General features: G+C 26.5%; 19 protein-coding genes. 6 read left to right on the top strand and 13 right to left on the bottom strand.

The window, feature by feature from the left end; genetic code table 11:
- The first annotated feature begins 30 nt into the window (after nucleotides 1-30).
- Both HMPREF0216_RS06075 and HMPREF0216_RS06070 read left to right on the top strand, forming a co-directional pair.
- Nucleotides 31-459: a MarR family winged helix-turn-helix transcriptional regulator gene (locus HMPREF0216_RS06075; RefSeq protein WP_005212490.1), complete on the top strand. Its 429-nt coding sequence runs from the start codon at nucleotides 31-33 to the stop codon at nucleotides 457-459.
- Nucleotides 460-533: 74 nt separating this feature from the next.
- Nucleotides 534-1,907, top strand: coding sequence for an MATE family efflux transporter (locus tag HMPREF0216_RS06070; RefSeq protein ID WP_005212488.1), 1,374 nt, complete (start codon nucleotides 534-536; stop codon nucleotides 1,905-1,907).
- 78 nt (nucleotides 1,908-1,985) lie between these two features.
- Here the strand turns inward: HMPREF0216_RS06070 and HMPREF0216_RS06065 are convergent, their stop codons facing one another.
- The gene (locus HMPREF0216_RS06065; RefSeq protein WP_005212486.1) at nucleotides 1,986-2,381 is read right to left on the bottom strand and encodes an RrF2 family transcriptional regulator; all 396 of its coding nucleotides are present in this window, start codon (nucleotides 2,379-2,381) and stop codon (nucleotides 1,986-1,988) included.
- A gap of 155 nt (nucleotides 2,382-2,536) precedes the next feature.
- On the opposite strand from HMPREF0216_RS06065, the gene HMPREF0216_RS06060 reads away from it, so the two are divergent.
- The gene (locus HMPREF0216_RS06060; protein ID WP_005212485.1) at nucleotides 2,537-2,974 is read left to right on the top strand and encodes a globin domain-containing protein; all 438 of its coding nucleotides are present in this window, start codon (nucleotides 2,537-2,539) and stop codon (nucleotides 2,972-2,974) included.
- A gap of 190 nt (nucleotides 2,975-3,164) precedes the next feature.
- On the opposite strand, the gene HMPREF0216_RS06055 is transcribed toward HMPREF0216_RS06060, so the two are convergent.
- From HMPREF0216_RS06055 to HMPREF0216_RS06005, 12 genes are all read right to left on the bottom strand, one after another.
- Nucleotides 3,165-3,710: a hemerythrin domain-containing protein gene (locus tag HMPREF0216_RS06055; RefSeq protein WP_005212483.1), complete on the bottom strand. Its 546-nt coding sequence runs from the start codon at nucleotides 3,708-3,710 to the stop codon at nucleotides 3,165-3,167.
- A 13-nt stretch (nucleotides 3,711-3,723) separates the two neighbouring features.
- On the bottom strand, nucleotides 3,724-4,362 hold the full coding sequence (locus HMPREF0216_RS06050; protein ID WP_005212481.1) for a hypothetical protein: 639 nt from the start codon (nucleotides 4,360-4,362) through the stop codon (nucleotides 3,724-3,726).
- A 306-nt stretch (nucleotides 4,363-4,668) separates the two neighbouring features.
- Nucleotides 4,669-4,992: a cupin domain-containing protein gene (locus HMPREF0216_RS06045; RefSeq protein ID WP_005212479.1), complete on the bottom strand. Its 324-nt coding sequence runs from the start codon at nucleotides 4,990-4,992 to the stop codon at nucleotides 4,669-4,671.
- A 72-nt stretch (nucleotides 4,993-5,064) separates the two neighbouring features.
- Nucleotides 5,065-6,738: a hydroxylamine reductase gene (gene hcp, locus HMPREF0216_RS06040; protein WP_005212477.1), complete on the bottom strand. Its 1,674-nt coding sequence runs from the start codon at nucleotides 6,736-6,738 to the stop codon at nucleotides 5,065-5,067.
- Between the two features lie 110 nt (nucleotides 6,739-6,848).
- Entirely contained in the window at nucleotides 6,849-7,034 is a 186-nt protein-coding gene (locus HMPREF0216_RS06035) for a DUF1858 domain-containing protein (protein ID WP_005212474.1), read from the bottom strand.
- A 149-nt stretch (nucleotides 7,035-7,183) separates the two neighbouring features.
- Entirely contained in the window at nucleotides 7,184-8,350 is a 1,167-nt protein-coding gene (locus tag HMPREF0216_RS06030; protein WP_187116558.1) for a cation:proton antiporter, read from the bottom strand.
- 168 nt (nucleotides 8,351-8,518) lie between these two features.
- The gene (locus HMPREF0216_RS06025; RefSeq protein ID WP_005212469.1) at nucleotides 8,519-10,747 is read right to left on the bottom strand and encodes an ATP-binding protein; all 2,229 of its coding nucleotides are present in this window, start codon (nucleotides 10,745-10,747) and stop codon (nucleotides 8,519-8,521) included.
- Entirely contained in the window at nucleotides 10,722-11,426 is a 705-nt protein-coding gene (locus HMPREF0216_RS06020) for a response regulator transcription factor (protein WP_005212466.1), read from the bottom strand. The genes HMPREF0216_RS06025 and HMPREF0216_RS06020 overlap by 26 nt, the downstream gene beginning before the upstream one ends.
- A 297-nt stretch (nucleotides 11,427-11,723) precedes the next feature.
- Nucleotides 11,724-12,086 (bottom strand): DedA family protein, encoded by a 363-nt coding sequence (locus HMPREF0216_RS06015; RefSeq protein ID WP_005212464.1) that lies wholly within the window; start codon nucleotides 12,084-12,086, stop codon nucleotides 11,724-11,726.
- Nucleotides 12,083-12,235 (bottom strand): hypothetical protein, encoded by a 153-nt coding sequence (locus HMPREF0216_RS18090; RefSeq protein WP_005212463.1) that lies wholly within the window; start codon nucleotides 12,233-12,235, stop codon nucleotides 12,083-12,085. Before HMPREF0216_RS18090 ends, HMPREF0216_RS06015 begins: the two co-directional genes overlap by 4 nt.
- Before the next feature lie 166 nt (nucleotides 12,236-12,401).
- The gene (locus tag HMPREF0216_RS06010; protein ID WP_005212461.1) at nucleotides 12,402-13,634 is read right to left on the bottom strand and encodes a sensor histidine kinase; all 1,233 of its coding nucleotides are present in this window, start codon (nucleotides 13,632-13,634) and stop codon (nucleotides 12,402-12,404) included.
- Nucleotides 13,635-14,309, bottom strand: coding sequence for a response regulator transcription factor (locus tag HMPREF0216_RS06005; protein ID WP_005212459.1), 675 nt, complete (start codon nucleotides 14,307-14,309; stop codon nucleotides 13,635-13,637). It abuts the gene before it with no gap.
- Between the two features lie 164 nt (nucleotides 14,310-14,473).
- Between HMPREF0216_RS06005 and HMPREF0216_RS06000 the strand changes: the two genes are divergently transcribed.
- From HMPREF0216_RS06000 to HMPREF0216_RS05990, 3 genes are all read left to right on the top strand, one after another.
- Nucleotides 14,474-15,154: a polyphosphate polymerase domain-containing protein gene (locus tag HMPREF0216_RS06000; protein ID WP_005212458.1), complete on the top strand. Its 681-nt coding sequence runs from the start codon at nucleotides 14,474-14,476 to the stop codon at nucleotides 15,152-15,154.
- Between the two features lie 34 nt (nucleotides 15,155-15,188).
- Nucleotides 15,189-15,875 (top strand): DUF4956 domain-containing protein, encoded by a 687-nt coding sequence (locus tag HMPREF0216_RS05995; protein ID WP_040419114.1) that lies wholly within the window; start codon nucleotides 15,189-15,191, stop codon nucleotides 15,873-15,875.
- Nucleotides 15,876-15,894: 19 nt separating this feature from the next.
- Nucleotides 15,895-16,586, top strand: a 692-nt coding sequence (locus HMPREF0216_RS05990; protein ID WP_005212455.1) for a CotH kinase family protein, incomplete at its 3' end; no start/stop codon positions are given.

Here is a 16,586-nt window from a genome sequence, read left to right as displayed (position 1 = left end):
AGTATTTTATGACTAAAAGGAGTTTTTTATATGAATTCTACTAATGAGTATTTCGGTAAATATATATCTTTAATTCATAGACAAGCTAATGTTTTTTTTAGCAAGGAATTTAATAACCTTGAAATTGGGTCTGGGCAATATCTATTCATGATACAACTTTATAAACATGATGGAATTAATCAAGAGAAGCTTTCAGATTTAGTTAATATAGATAAAGGCACAACTGCGAAAGCAATAAAGAAACTAGAAGAGGCAGGCTTAGTAAGTCGTCTTAAAGATAGCTCAGATAAAAGGGTTAATAGAATCTATTTAACTGAAAAAGCCTTTAATATTAAAGATCAATTCTTTGATATTTTAACTAAATGGGAGCAAATGCTTACATCTAATTTAAGCGAAGATGAAATTTGTCAAGGATTAAATATCCTTAATAAACTATCAAAAAATGTTTTTAATAACTAAATATAAAATTTGCATTGTTAATTAACTTCAATTTAATAAAATATAAATTTTTAATTTCACTTAGGAGGACAAATATGAAACATCAAAATATGTTAGGCGAAGAGTCTATCGGAAAACTTTTATTAAAATACTCTATTCCTGCAATAATAGGAATGATGGTTAATGCTTTATATAATATAGTAGATAGAATGTTTATTGGCCGAATTCCAGATGTAGGTTCACTTGCACTTACTGGTGTTGGAATAACTATGCCGATTATGTCTATTTTATTAGCTTTTGGAATGCTTATAGGTATTGGTTCAACAGCAAATATTTCCTTAAATCTTGGTAGAGGTAATAGAGAATATGCTGAAAAGCTTATTGGAAGTGCACTGACTTTAAGCTTAATTATTGGAATATCCATAACAATTATTGGTCTTATTTTCCTTAATCCAATACTTAATATATTTGGTGCTAGTGAAAATACTTTATTTTATGCAAAGCAATATATTACTGTAATTTTATGTGGATGTACTTTTAATATTCTTTCTTTTGCATTAAATAGTACTGTAAGAGCTGATGGTAATCCTAAGCTAGCTTCAATAACAATGGTTATTGGATGTGGTACTAATATAATTTTAGACTATTTATTTGTTTTTGTATTAAACATGGGAATTAAAGGAGCAGCTTTTGCAACTGTTATTTCTCAAGCACTTACTTTCTTCATAATTCTTTATTACTATACTAAAGGAAAATCCAACTTAAAATTAAAATTTGAAAATATGAAATTAAAGAAAAACTTAGTGATGATGACTTTTGCTATTGGTATTGCTCCTTTTGCAACTCAAATTGCTAACAGTTTAGTACAAGTTGTTGCTAATAATTCTTTAAAAGCTTATGGTAATGATTTATCTATAGGAGCCATGACTATAATAGGTTCTATTAACATGGTATTTATGATGCCTATATTTGGTATTAATCAAGGTTGTCAGCCTATTATTGGATTTAACTATGGTGCTAAAAAATACGATAGAGCTAAAAAGACTTTTGCAATTGCTACTATTGCAGCTACAGTTATTTGTACAATCGGTGGGATTCTAATTCAAGCTTTCCCTAAATTTGCAATAAGCTTATTTAACAATGATCCTGAACTTACTGCTGTTGCTATAAAAGGTGTTAGAATGTATTTATTAATGATGCCAATAGTTGGAATAAACATTGTTTCAACTAGTTATTTCCAATCAATAGGTAAAGCTAAAATGTCTATGTTTGTTAGTTTACTTAGACAAGTTATATTATTAATTCCATTTACTTTAATACTACCTTTATTTATTGGATTAGATGGTGTTTGGGCTGCAGGTGCTTGTGCGGATTTCTTATCAGTAGTAATAACACTAGTATTAATTTATAAGGAATTTAAATCTTTAAATACTCTACATAAAGCTGAAATTATTGAAAGTGCATTATAATTATTAAAAAACAAAGACTCTACTAGATATCTTTTTCTTATTCTAGTAGGGTCTTTGTTTTAATATATAGTATTTTACTTATATTATATCCCTTAGTGTATAATTAGACATTTCATTTATAAATCCATTTAGAGATCTACAAATGATACCCTTAAGCTTACATTCTTCACTAATTAGAGGACATGTTCCTGTTTCATTCATACATTCAACCAAACTTAAATTTTCTTCTGTTAACAATAAAACTTTTCCTAAATTAATCTCTTCTGGTGGTAATCCTAATTTAAGGCCCCCATTTCTCCCCTTAGTTGATATTATATATTCAGTTTTTGCTAATTTATTAATTACCTTCTTTAAATGATGTGTTGATATGTTTAATTCATCTGCTAATTTATCTACTGTCCCATTATCTTGTGGATTTTTAGCTAAATATATTAACGCTCTAAAAGCATAATCTGTAAACTTTGATAATTGCATTTATTATCTTCCTTTCACTTGTAGTATCTCCATTATAACATATAAAAATAAAATGTGTATTTTACTTGCACATTTTATTTTTATATGTTATATTTATCCCAAGAGAACAAATAATAATTATCACTTAATAATTATTAGATAAAAGGAGAATTAATATGTTAGATCAAAAAACAATAGATATAATAAAAAGTACAGTTCCAGTATTAAAGGAACATGGATTAGAAATTACTACAACATTCTATAAAAATATGTTCATAAATAACCCAGAAGTTAAACCATTATTTAATATGGACAAGCAAAATTCTGGAGAACAACCTAAAGCACTAGCTATGACTATTTTAGCCGCTGCTCAAAATATAGATAATCTACAAGCAATTTTACCTGTAGTAAAAAAAATTGGTGAAGTTCACTGTGACCGTCAAATTACTGAAGGACATTATCCAATAGTTGGCTCAAATCTTTTAGCTTCTATTAAAGAAGTCTTAGGTGATGCTGCTACCGATGAAGTTATCGAAGCTTGGGGAAAAGCTTATGGTGTTATAGCTCAAATCTTTATTGATGTAGAAAAAGAAATATACAACTCTAGAAAATAATTTAAATTAATTATAGGTATAGGATTTAATTCTATACCTGTAATTTTTATATAATAAAAGCTAAAAATTTATACTAAAAAAATTCTGCTAATTAACATTAAAAATTAGCAGAATTTCTTTTTCATTTTTTTAAGTTTTATAACATAGTTATTTTATTAAAACCTACAATTACAATTTTATATATAGCATATTAATATTTCTTTTCTAAATCTTCTAAAATTAATATATATCTATTCTTTATTTTTTCATTACTAATTTCAAATTTTTCACATTCTACATTAATAAATTCCTTTATTTCATCATTTAAATTTCTTTCTGCAAATTTATAAATAACTCTATCTTCCTTATCTATATGCCTTATTAATAAATGTGTATATGAAATTGCATTTGCTATAACATCTAGTTTTGCTTCTTCATCCCCACTCTTCATCTTTTCGAAAGCATTTATTAAATCTCTAACATATAATCTTCCTAAATCATGTTCTACAAGCATTCCTTGATTAACTGCTTTTTCTGCTGTTTCTCCTATGTGCTCTACCATTTTAGTAAAAAGCACCTTTTCTTCTTTTTTATGATGATGATTATCTGCATAGTTTTGAATAAAATCAATTATCTTATTGAAATCTTCATAAATTATTTCTTCACCATTCATAATTCTAAAGCACACTTTTCTAACTACATTTAACATTCTTAGAATATACTTATGCTCTTCATTCATTATTTCTATAGCCTTCATTTAATGTGCCCCCTTATATCTTTTTCCTAATTACTTGTGTATTTTCATCTAATTGAATATATTCATAATCATTATTCATTTCAACAACAAAAGCATTTATCCATTCACTTCTTAAGTTATAAAATATATCTACTGATATACCTTCATTTTTCCAAATATCCTTATGTACACATACTTTTCTTTTCCACTCTACAGTTTCACTATTTGAATTTATTACCTCATTTACTCTATCACATGGCATTCCATCTAATATATAATCATTCATACTCTTAAATATATCTTCTGCGGTAATATTGCTTAGCTTAGTCTTTGCTTCCTTTGCAGCATTAATTCCTTGTTCAATATATATTTTTTTCATATTTAAAATAGCATCTTTATTATTACTTAATATAATATTGGTCCATGCAGCCATTCTACCTTCTGCGTTATGAATCTTACCTTGTAACCATCCATGAATATTACTTGTATCTATCATATCTTCAAGTTTTTTATCCGGAAGCTTTTCTCCATATTTTATATTAATTTCATCCTGTAGCTTATATATATTTAACCCTTCATTTTTTGCAAGTTCTATGATTTCACCTTCTAATCCTTCAAACCATAATACTTTATTAAATAACCAGTAATGTATCTTTCCTAAAAATAAACTCATATTCTCTTCTCCTATCTTTTTAAATTTTTAATTTATATCATTACTATATATTAAATTTATATTATATTAAGTAACATTTGTTACGTATGTTAAAATAATAATCATATTATATGCACATTATTTAAAAAAATTTTTTAATCTTATATATTAGCCATGTTAATATTATAAATCCTATCACAACTAATATAATTTCTCTTAAAACTTATATATAAAATCCTATTGAACTGTTTAAATAAAAAAATACTTAAATAATAAATTAATATCATTTAAGTATTTTTGTTAGCTTATTCATTTTGGTTATTAATATTATTCTGCCAAGCTTTCTGATATAGTTACTAATACTTTACTTTTAGACCTTGCAATTACATTATGTTCTATTCTTGCATCAAATGGCATGAAATCTCCCTTATTTAATTCATATTTTTCACCATTTACAAATTCCAGTGATACACTTCCATCATAAACTAAGACACTTGCATATCCATTATGAGTATGGTTAGGCAAGCCTTTACCTACATCAAAAACAAAACAAATCGTTTTGAACTTTTTATTCATCGCTATAATTTCTTTTCCTTCATCGATGTTATCAATATTAGCAACTTTTATAATATCATTATTATTTAAATTCATTTTATCTCCTTATAAACTTTAAGATTATATTATTTTTTATTTATCTATTATCTTAAATTCTAAAATACATTTTTATATACCTTGTTGTAAGCAAGTCTTTAAATCATCTTCAGCTGTACTTATAGGTCTTAAATCAAATGTATCAACTAAATATTGAAGTACATTAGGACTTAAGAATGCAGGAAGTGTTGGACCTAGGAATATTCCTTTTACTCCAAGTGATAATAATGCTAAAAGATCAGCAACAGCTTTTTGCTCATACCAAGATATTATAAATGATAATGGTAATCCATTCACATCTGTTCCAAAAGCATCTGCTAATGCTGTTGCAATTCTAACTGCTGAATATGCATCATTACATTGACCTACATCTAAAAGCCTTGGAAGTCCTGCTACTTCTCCAAAGTCTAGTTTATTAAATCTATATTTGCCACAAGCTAAAGTAAGTATTACACAATCATCTGGTACCATCTTAGCAAATTCAGTATAATAATTTCTACCTGGTCTAGCACCATCACATCCTCCAATTAAGAAGAAATGTCTTATCTTACCATCCTTAACTGCATTGACTATAGTCTCTGCATTACTTAACGTTGCATGATGGCCAAATCCAACTAATATTTCATGTGGTTCTTGATCTTCCTCATATCCACCAAGTTCTAAAGCTTTATTTATTATTTCACTAAAATCTTTTTTTCCATCTTTGCCTTTTCCTATATGCTTTACTCCATCCCATCCAACTACACTTGTTGTAAAAATTCTATCTTTATAAGTTTCTCTTGGCCTCATAAGACAATTTGTAGTCATTAAAATACAACCTGGTATATTATCAAATTCTTTTTGTTGATCTTGCCAAGCTCCTCCAAAGTTTCCAACAAGATGAGAATACTTTTTTAATCCAGGATATCCATGACTTGGTATCATTTCACCATGAGTATAAATATTTATACCCTTTCCTTCTGTTTGCTCTAATAACATTTCAAGGTCTTTTAAATCATGCCCTGAAACTGTAATAAATGGCCCTTTTTTAACATGAACATTTACCTTATGAGGTGATGGATTTTCATAAACTGTAGTATTTGCTTCATCTAATTTTTTCATTACAGCAACACTCATATCTCCGGTTCTCATAGTCCATCTTATTAATTCTTCAACTGATAAAGTATCATCAGTTGTTGCTTCTAATGCTCTTATATAAAAATTATCAACCTGATCATCATAATATCCAAGCTCTCTTGCTTGATGTCCATAAGCACTTATCCCCTTCAATCCATAAACTATAGTTTGTCTTAATGAACGTATATCTGGATCAAGTTCCTGATCATACATTATTCCGGCCTTTTTTGCATCCTCAAGCATTTCTGATTTAGTTTCACTTAAATTATAAGTAGCATGATCTGTATCATTTTTAATCTTTCCAACTTGTTTTCTTAGCTTTTCCTTTATTTTTTGTGATTCTCGTAACATTTCAACATGTACATCTGCATCAAAATTTACATTTGTTAAAGTTGTAAATAATGAATTTTCGACAAAGCTTACTATACTCTTATCTACATTATCACCTTTTTCAACTATTTTTTTAGCATAACAACTTATACCTTTTATTTGATATATAAGTAGATCTTGAAGTGCTGCAATCTCTGGTGTCTTACCACATACCCCCATCTTAGTGCAACCTTTACCACCTGCTGTTTGTTCACATTGATAACAAAACATAGGATATTCCATAGCCATACTATTTCCCATATTAAAGTCTCCTTGTCAATATCTTTAAATACATAAATATCTTTTCCTTAACAAAATAAAAATATACAAAAAAATCTGCATTGCTTTTTTGCAATACAGATTCCTTAAAATTATTTTTCATTTAATTTGTTTAAAACTTCTTCTAATTCTAATCCATGAATATAGCAAGCTTGTTCTAATGTTTCCATTGTTGCAGATGGACAACCTAAACATCCCATTCCAAAATCACTTAATATTTCTGCAGCTTTAGGATTCATTTCTAATATTTCACCTATAGTATTATCCTTATTAATCATAATTTAATCTCTCCTTTATATATGTGTTATACTTACATATTCTATATATTTTTTTAATATTATATTTAAATTATACATAATATATAAAGTTTATGTTGTAACAAATGATACATTTTTAAAATTATATTTTTTAGATTTTATTAATTTATTTATACTGTATATGCTTTCTTTAGTAATATAGGCGTACATATTGCTGCAGTTATTATCATTATTATAATCGATGGTAAAAAATAAGTATTCATAATACCAAGTTTTATTCCTTTATTAGCAATAACAAGTGCAACTTCACCTCTTGCCATCATTCCTGTTCCAATTTGTATAATCTCCTTTTTAGAGTATCCACATATTTTTGCCCCTAATCCACATCCAATAATTTTGCTTAACATCGCTACAGCAACTAAAACAATAGTCATTATAATAATAGATACTGTCATTTTAGGAATTTCCATATTAATACCTATACTTGCAAAAAATATAGGTGATAATAACATATATGAAATTATATCAAATCTCTTAGAAATATACTCTGTTTCTCTATTTCTTGATAAAACTAAACCTGCTATAAATGCACCAGTTATATCTGCAACTCCAAAAAACTCCTCTGCACAAAATGATAACAATAAACAAACAACGAATGCTCCTATGACAAATCTTCTTTTATCAATATCATATTTATTTATCCATTTATCAAAAACTATATAAATTATATATCCTACTACAAGAGCAAAAATAAAAAATGCAATAATTTTTAAAAATACAATTCCAACATTAACAGACTTATCTGATATACTAGTTATTATCGTTAATACTATAATTCCAAGAATATCATCTATAATAGCTGCACCTAATATCACTGTTGCAGATTTCTCCGATAGTTTCCCTAATTCCCTCAATGCTTCTACTGTAATACTAACTGAAGTTGCTGTTAGTATTGCACCAATAAATACATTCTGTAATATATTGCTTACTGTACTTAAACTTCCATCATTAAAAATATATGCAACAATAGTTCCGCCTATTAAAGGTATAATAACACCAAAAGTAGCTATTATAAGTGAATCCTTTCCTGAATTTTTTAACTGTCTTATATCACTTTCTAATCCTGCTGTAAACATAATTACTATAACTCCAAGCTCTGCCATCATTCCTATAAAATCAGTTTCATGAAGTATGTTAAGAACTGATGGTCCTAATATAACACCTGCAAGCAAAGCTCCAACTACTTGTGGTAAATTAAATCTTCTTGTTAGTAATCCTAAAAATTTTGTACTTAATAAAATTAATGCGATATCTAATAAATATCTATATGACATAATATTTTCCTCCATTATTTAGTTTTATAAAAATTTAATTATGTATAAATATATTTATTTCATATAAAATTTATTCATTGCACTTAATATTTCTACTATCTAAAAAAGATAGAGTATAGAAAATAAAAATTTTGCTATACTCTATCCTTTTTATTGTTTTATATTCTAAAACTATTTTGTAAATATTATTGTTACTTTAAATAAATCCCCATCAACACTTATATCAAATTTACCACCTTGAAGTTCAACAAAACTTTTTGCTATTGCAAGACCTAATCCTGAACCTTCTGTGTTTCTTGATTCATCTCCACGAACAAATCTTTCCGCAATAGTTTCTACATTGAATGTTATTTCTTCCGCTGCCATATTTTTCATTATTATTTCAACTTTATTTTCATCTTCAATCATATCTATAAACACTCTTGTATTAGGCATTGCATATTTAGTCATATTAATTACTAAATTTTCAAAAATTCTAAATGTGCGTTGGCTATCTAAAGGTAATATTACTTTTCCTTCTGGTATATTTTTTCTAACTGATAAATTTGCCTCTTCAAGTTTATCTTCTAATTCAAGTAATGTTTGTTTCATTAAAGATGCAACATCAATATTTTCTATATTTAATGTTATATTTCCACTAGTTGCTTTGCTCATTTCAAATAAATCTTCTATTAAAACTTGTAGTCTTTGAGCTTTTTTATCTAAAGTTTCAATATACTGCCTACGTTTTTCCTGTGATAAATTTTCATCCTTTAAAAGATCTGCATAAGTTATTATTGCTGTTAGTGGAGTTTTTAAATCATGAGAAACATTCGATATTAAATCCGTTTTCATCTTCTGACTCTTAACTTCTTCATCTACGGCTTTCTTAAACCCACCTTGAATTTTTTCTAAATCCATTTTAAATGGCTCAAAAAGTCCTAAATCCTCTTCTATTTTTACATCTAAATTACCTTGTGCAATTTTACTTGTTGCTTCTCTAAGCTTACTATATTTTTCGCTTATCTTATCAACATATTTTCTTATTACAAAGAATAATATTATTGAATAAAGTATAACTACAGGTATTCCAAAAAACCAAATTGAAGTTATTATTAATAATATTACTGCATTTATTAATAATAATTTTATTATTAGCTTATTATTTTTTTCACTTAAATCTACCTTAGTTACTTCATTTAATACCTTTTTAACATATCTAATAATTAATGTTAAAATTCTACCTAATATGGTTCTTTTCTTGAAATACTCTTTAAAACCCATATTAAATATATATTTTATTATTAATACTGCAAAAAATGCTACTCCAAATTCTATAACCCAAGTTATAAAGTTAAAGAACCATATTAAATTTTGAGAAACTGTAAATCCATTTATAATAAACCCAAACAAATATTCTAGATTTCCTTCTAATGCTGGCTTTACCATATATCTAGGTGATACCATTAAAAGTGCTATATCAAGTCCACATATTATCATCCAAACTTCAAACGGTATTTTTGATAATCCATTAAATAAAGACATATTTTTAGCTTTATTAATAGGAAATATTAGTGCAGCTATGGCTATAAAAGTTATAATTACTGTTACCGCCGTTGCCCCAGCCATTTCATATCCTACCATCTTTGAATTATTTATCCCCCAAGATATTACATCATCAAAAGGTAGAACCTTAGGCACTGCATATACAATTGACATATTTTTTATAGGCTTAATTGTATACTCATAATAATCATCAATACCATCTAAATTATCTATTAAGTTATACTCAAAATTATTCTTATCCGCACCATAAATATCAGTTATAGTCATAATTCCATTTTCATCAAAGTTTAAAGCTACATAAAATTGATATATATCTTTAGCATCTTGTGATATAACTACATTTTTATCCTTAACTTCTACCCCATTACCCATATTAGTTTTATCTACGTTATTTGTTTTATTATAAGCATAATATAATAAATTTGTATATCTTCCCTCTGTTCTGTTTCTCCAATTATTAAAATTTGAATTAAACTGATTGATATATTCTTCACCTGTATAATAATTTTCATTACTATATATATTACTCTCTAAATTCAATAAAGTTTTTCCTGGACTTAAATTTCCTTCGTTTTTTTCTGATAAAGTACTAAAATAATTTACATAACTTGTTTCTGCTAAATCTTCTGCAAATCCATAATGCTCAAAATAATTATTTTCAATATTCCTAGCGCTTTTATCTATAATAGGATATGCCTTACACATACCTAAAGCTGCACTTGCTATTATTAATAATGACACTAATGTAGCTATAATTCCTTTACTTTTATATACCTTTTTTTTCATTGCATTAACATCATTTTCCGAATAATTCATGTCACTATTATTCTTATTGTTTTTCAATTTTATATCCAACTCCCCACACCACCTTTAAATATTTCGGATTTTTAGGATTAATTTCAATCTTTTCTCTTATCTTTCTTACATGAACCATTATTGTATCTGTATTTATTGCCTGCTCATTCCAGACTCTTTCGTAGATTTCCTCTGTTGCAAATACTCTTCCTGGATTTTTTATAAGTAATTCTAATATTTTAAATTCAATTGGTGTAAGCTTTACTAATTTTTCATCTACGCTTACTTCCTTAGTATCAGTATTTAATTCAAGTCCACCAACTACATATACATTTTCATTTACTTCTTTTTTAGTAACCATATTTAAAAATTTTGAATATCTTCTAAGTTGTGAATTAACTCTAGCTAATAACTCTAATGGTCTAAATGGTTTAGTTACGTAATCATCTGCTCCTATATTTAACCCCATTATTTTATCAACCTCTTCTGATTTTGCTGATAACATTATTACAGGAAACTCATGATTTTGTCTAAGCTTCATAACAAAAGTTATACCATCCATCTTAGGCATCATTACATCAACTACCGCTAAATGAATAGTTTCCTTATCTAACACTTCTAAACCTTCAATTCCATTATTAGCTATAAAAACGTTGTATCCCTGATTATTTAAATATGCTTCAATTGCAATTGCTATATCATTTTCATCTTCAACTACTAAAATATTATATGAGCTCATATTATTCACCTCTTACTTTTCCCCTTCTCTTAATTATTTTAAAGAACATGCTCATTTACTATACTACAAATGATAATAAAAAAAGCTAAAGAACTACTTCATATAATTCTAAAGATTTTCTTAAGTTCTATTAACTAAATTTTATCATATAAAAATCATTTATAATTTTATTAATTAATCTTATCTAAAATAAGCATATCACTATATTTCTTTATACAAATATTATCTTACACAATAAATAAAGACAAACAACAAATTATCACATTAATTTGCTATTTGCCCTTTTTAACTTTCAATTTAAGTAATATATTTAAATATTCCTTCTCCTAAAATATAACCTGCTGAAATAAATACGCCATTCCAAATAAATATTCCACAAGCAGAATATATTGTATATTTTAAAAAATTCATTTTAAGTACACCTGCTGGTATTGCAATTATAGTCCTTGCAACTGGTATTAATCTACTTATAAAAACTCCAATATGTCCTTTTCCTCTTAAATACTCTAACTTTTCTTCTATATATTTTTTATGCTTGGGAAATTTTGTTGTGTATTTATCTAATAAAAGATTTCCCCCATAAAATCCTAAGAAATATAATACCCAACTGCCAATTACCCCTGCTATAACAGATAATATTAAGACAAAAGGAAAATTCATTTCTCCCCTCTTGATATCCAAACCCCTGACAATGGCATTATTATGCCAGCTGGTAGTCCTGGTAAATTTAAATATTCTAAAAATACAATTACAAATATAAATATTACTCCATATTGTGATAAATAACTTAATATTGTATTAGCATTCATATTTACTCCTCCAAAATTATCCTTTTAGTCTATATTATAACTCTATAATACTTTAAAAAAATAAAGAAGAACTTATTAAAAATCTAAAGAATTTCTTAATATTTTTAATTACAAAAAAATAGTTGCATTAAACCTTCTTATATTATAAGTTTAATACAACCCAATTTTAAGTCAATTTATTACTATCAACTTTTAATTTCTCATTATTTATAGGAAGTTCTACAATAAATGATGCACTTTCTCCAATTATACTTTCTGCATAAATCTTCCCCTTATGATCTTCAACTATCGATTTAGCTATAGATAGTCCTAATCCATAGCCCCCCGTACCTCTATCCCTTGAAGCATCAACCCTATAAAACCTTTCAAATATTTTTTCTAAATGCTCTTTTGCAATTCCTTCACCTGTATTCTTAACTATTAATTTAGTTTTAGTTTTATCAACATTAAGATTTACTGTAATTTTACCGCCACTATTAGTATATTTGATTGCATTATCCATTAATATACTTATTAACTTTTTTATTTGATCCTTTTCACCATTTATAAATATATCTTTTGATATATTTTCCTCTAATAGTAATCCTTTTTCAAATATAACCACTTCAAACACAAGTAATAAATCATTTAGAATCTTACTTAAATTAATACTAGTGATTTCTTCATTTTTTCTTTTTGCATCTAAATTTGCTAAAGAAAGCATTTCATTAATTAAAGTAGACATTCTACTAGCTTGCGAATCAATATATTTAATCCACTTTTCTTGGCTTTTAATTGTTTCATTTTTATTTTCTTCTAATAAAGATATATTAGTTTTAATAATTGTAAGAGGTGTTCTAAGTTCATGTGAAGCATCTGCAATAAATTGCTTTTGCTTTTTGAAACTTTCCTCTAAGGGCTCTATTGTTCTATTAGTAAAATATATGCTTATTAAAAATAAGACAATAAGACTTATAGCACCAACTAAAATAAATATTCTAAGCAAATTTGCTAAAACATCTTGCTGATATGCTCTACTTATTAATACAATTTTTATTCCACCATTAATATTTTGTTTAAGATAAGCATAGCTTTCTCCATTTATTTTTATTTTACTTAAGCTTTCATTATTGCTTAATATCTCATCTATAACTTGTTTAGTATTCCATTCTGAAACATCAAATCTAGATACTATATTAGTTATTTTATTTTCTGAATCCAAGTTAATAGTTATTGTAACATCCATATTTCCTTTAGGTGGCTTTGCCATTGGATTCATACTATTCCTAAGTTGCATTTCCATATCTCTATTTAAACTAAAGGCAGTCATTACATATATAGTTCCAAATATTCCAATAAACACTGTAGTTAATAATACCATATTCATTAGAATAAATTTTTTCTTTAATTTATCAAACATTTAAATATCCTCCAGTTTATATCCTACACCTCTAACTGTTGATATATTTGTTTTTGAATCTATATAATTAATTTTTTTTCTTAAAAATGAAATATATACTTCTATATTGTTGTATTCAGCATCTGAATCATACCCCCAAATTTTAGTTATAAGTTCATCCTTAGTCACTATAGACTTAGGTCTTTGCATAAAACATCTCATTATTTCAAATTCTTTTAATGATAATTTTATACTATTACATGGCCCCTCTAACTCATAGCTAGATATATTTAACTTAATATCTCCGAATTCTAATATATTATCATTTATTATTTCACCTTGTCTTCTAGTTAAAGCCCTAAGCCTTGCTAAAAGTTCTTCTGTTGCAAAAGGTTTAGCTAAATAATCATCTGCACCACTATCAAGTCCCTTAACCTTATCTTCAATTTCACCTTTAGCTGTAAGTAAAATAACTGGTGTTTTTATATTATTTTTTCTTAATCTTCTAAGTATCTCTAATCCATTAAGCTTTGGAAGCATTATATCTAATATTATTACATCATATATATCTGTTAATCCATAATCCAATCCATCTTCACCATCATAAACAGCATCAACTACATATTTATTTTTCCCTAATATTTGAGTAAGTGCTTCCGAAAGTTGTATTTCATCTTCAACTAGTAATAATCTCATTCATCATCTCTCCTTACCTAATATATAAAATGATTCTTTACTAAAAGTCTACCATATAAATTTATCTTTAAGTGTACTTTTAAGACTATTTTAAGATTAAAGTACTAATATTAAATTTGTAAGTTAACTTAAATTTAACACAAAAATTGGGAGGTGATTACTTTATGAGTAAACCACGACATGAATTAAAATTTTTTATAAATTTATCTGATTACTATGCTCTAAAAAATAGAATTAAACATATTGCTTCTTTAGATAAAAACGCTAATTCTAATGGTATTTATAATATACGAAGTCTTTACTTTGATAATTTTAATGATAAAGCCTTAATGGAAAAAATCAATGGATATAGTAAAAGAGAGAAATTTAGAATTAGATTTTACAATGATAACTTTTCGTTTATAAGACTTGAAAAGAAAAGTAAAATAAATGGACTTTGTACTAAATTTTCTGCACCTTTAACAAAAAAAGAATGTGAGAAAATATTAAATAATGATATTGAATGGATGCTTAATTCTGATAAATCGTTAATACAAGAATTATACTTTAAAATGAAGTCACAAATGTTAAAACCTAAAACTGTTGTGGATTATACACGTGAAGCTTATATCTATAAACCTGGAAATGTAAGAATTACTATTGATAGTAATGTTAAAAGTGGTATTTATTCAAAGGATATGTTCAATACTAATCTTCCTATAATGAAAATACCTAATAACGATACAATTATTTTAGAGGTAAAGTTCGATGAATTTTTACCTGACATAATAAAAGATATAATACAAACTAATACAAGAAAAGCTACTTCAATTTCTAAATATGCTAACTGTAGGATGTTTGGATAAATTATTTTTAATATTATTTTTGGAGGTAATACAAATGAATTCACAAATTAACTTTTCAGATATTTTTAAATTAAGTTTTTTAGAAAAAACTACCAGTTTTTCTATAACAGATACATTAATTGCTCTATGCTTAGCATTGGCAGTTGGTTTATTCATTTTTTTAATTTATAAAAAGACTTTTAAGGGTGTTATGTATTCGGAAAGCTTTGGAATGTCTTTAGTTGCAATGACACTTATAACTACTTTAATTATCTTAGCAATTACTTCAAATGTTATTTTATCACTTGGTATGGTTGGTGCATTATCTATAGTAAGATTTAGATCCGCTATTAAAGAACCACTTGATATTGCCTTTTTATTTTGGGCTATATCTGCTGGTATAGTTTTAGGCGCTGGTCTTATTCCACTAGGAATTATAGGTTCTGTTTTCATAGGTATCATAATGGTTTTATTTGTTAATAAGAAAAGTACTGATAATCCTTATATACTAGTTGTTAATTGTACTAATGATAATAGTGAAAAAGAAGCTATAAAATTTGTTTCTAGTTCTGTAAAAAAACATGTTGTTAAATCTAAAACTGTTTCCGCTAATTCTGGAATAGAATTAACCGTTGAAATAAGATTAAAAGAAATGTCAACTCAATTTGTAAATGAACTTAGTCATATATCTGGAGTAAATAATGTTGTCTTAGTTAGCTATAATGGCGAATATATGAGCTAAGCTAATAGGTGGTGAAAAAATGATTTCAAACAAACACTTTAATGCAATTGTTGCTGTATTAATGGTAATAGCTATATGTTTCTCATCACTTATTGTGCTATTACCTAAAAATATAACTTTGGCTACTTCAATAACTCAACCTAATTATGTAACTACAATATTTGATGATGATAAAATTATTGAAATAAATATAGAAATGTCTGAAGATGCTTGGCAAGAAATGATTGATAATGCATCTGCTGAAGAATATACCTCAGCAAATATAACTGTAAACGGAACAACTTATACTAATGTAGGTATTAGGCCAAAAGGAAATTCTAGTTTATCTCAAATTGTCGCTGATAGTACTACAGATAGATTTAGCTTTAAGTTAAAATTTGATAAATATATTGATGGACAAACATTAGACGGACTTAGTAAGCTAGTTTTAAATAACAATATGTCTGATACAACTTATATGAAAGAATACTTTTCTTATAAATTGCTTGATTCTCTAAATGTTCCAACACCAGAATGTGCCTATGCTCATATAACTGTTAATGGCGAAGAATGGGGATTATACCTAGCAGTTGAACCTATTGAAGAGGAATTTATAGAAAGACATTATGGCTCTATAAATGGTAATTTATACAAACCTGAAAGTGATAGCGTTGCTATGGGTAATAAAGATGACAATGGCCAAATGCAAACTCCTCCTGATATGAATAATGG

It is taken from the genome of Clostridium celatum DSM 1785 (assembly GCF_000320405.1).
Classification (GTDB): Bacteria; Bacillota; Clostridia; order Clostridiales; family Clostridiaceae; genus Clostridium; species Clostridium celatum.
This window is presented reverse-complemented; position numbering and strand designations above follow the sequence as displayed.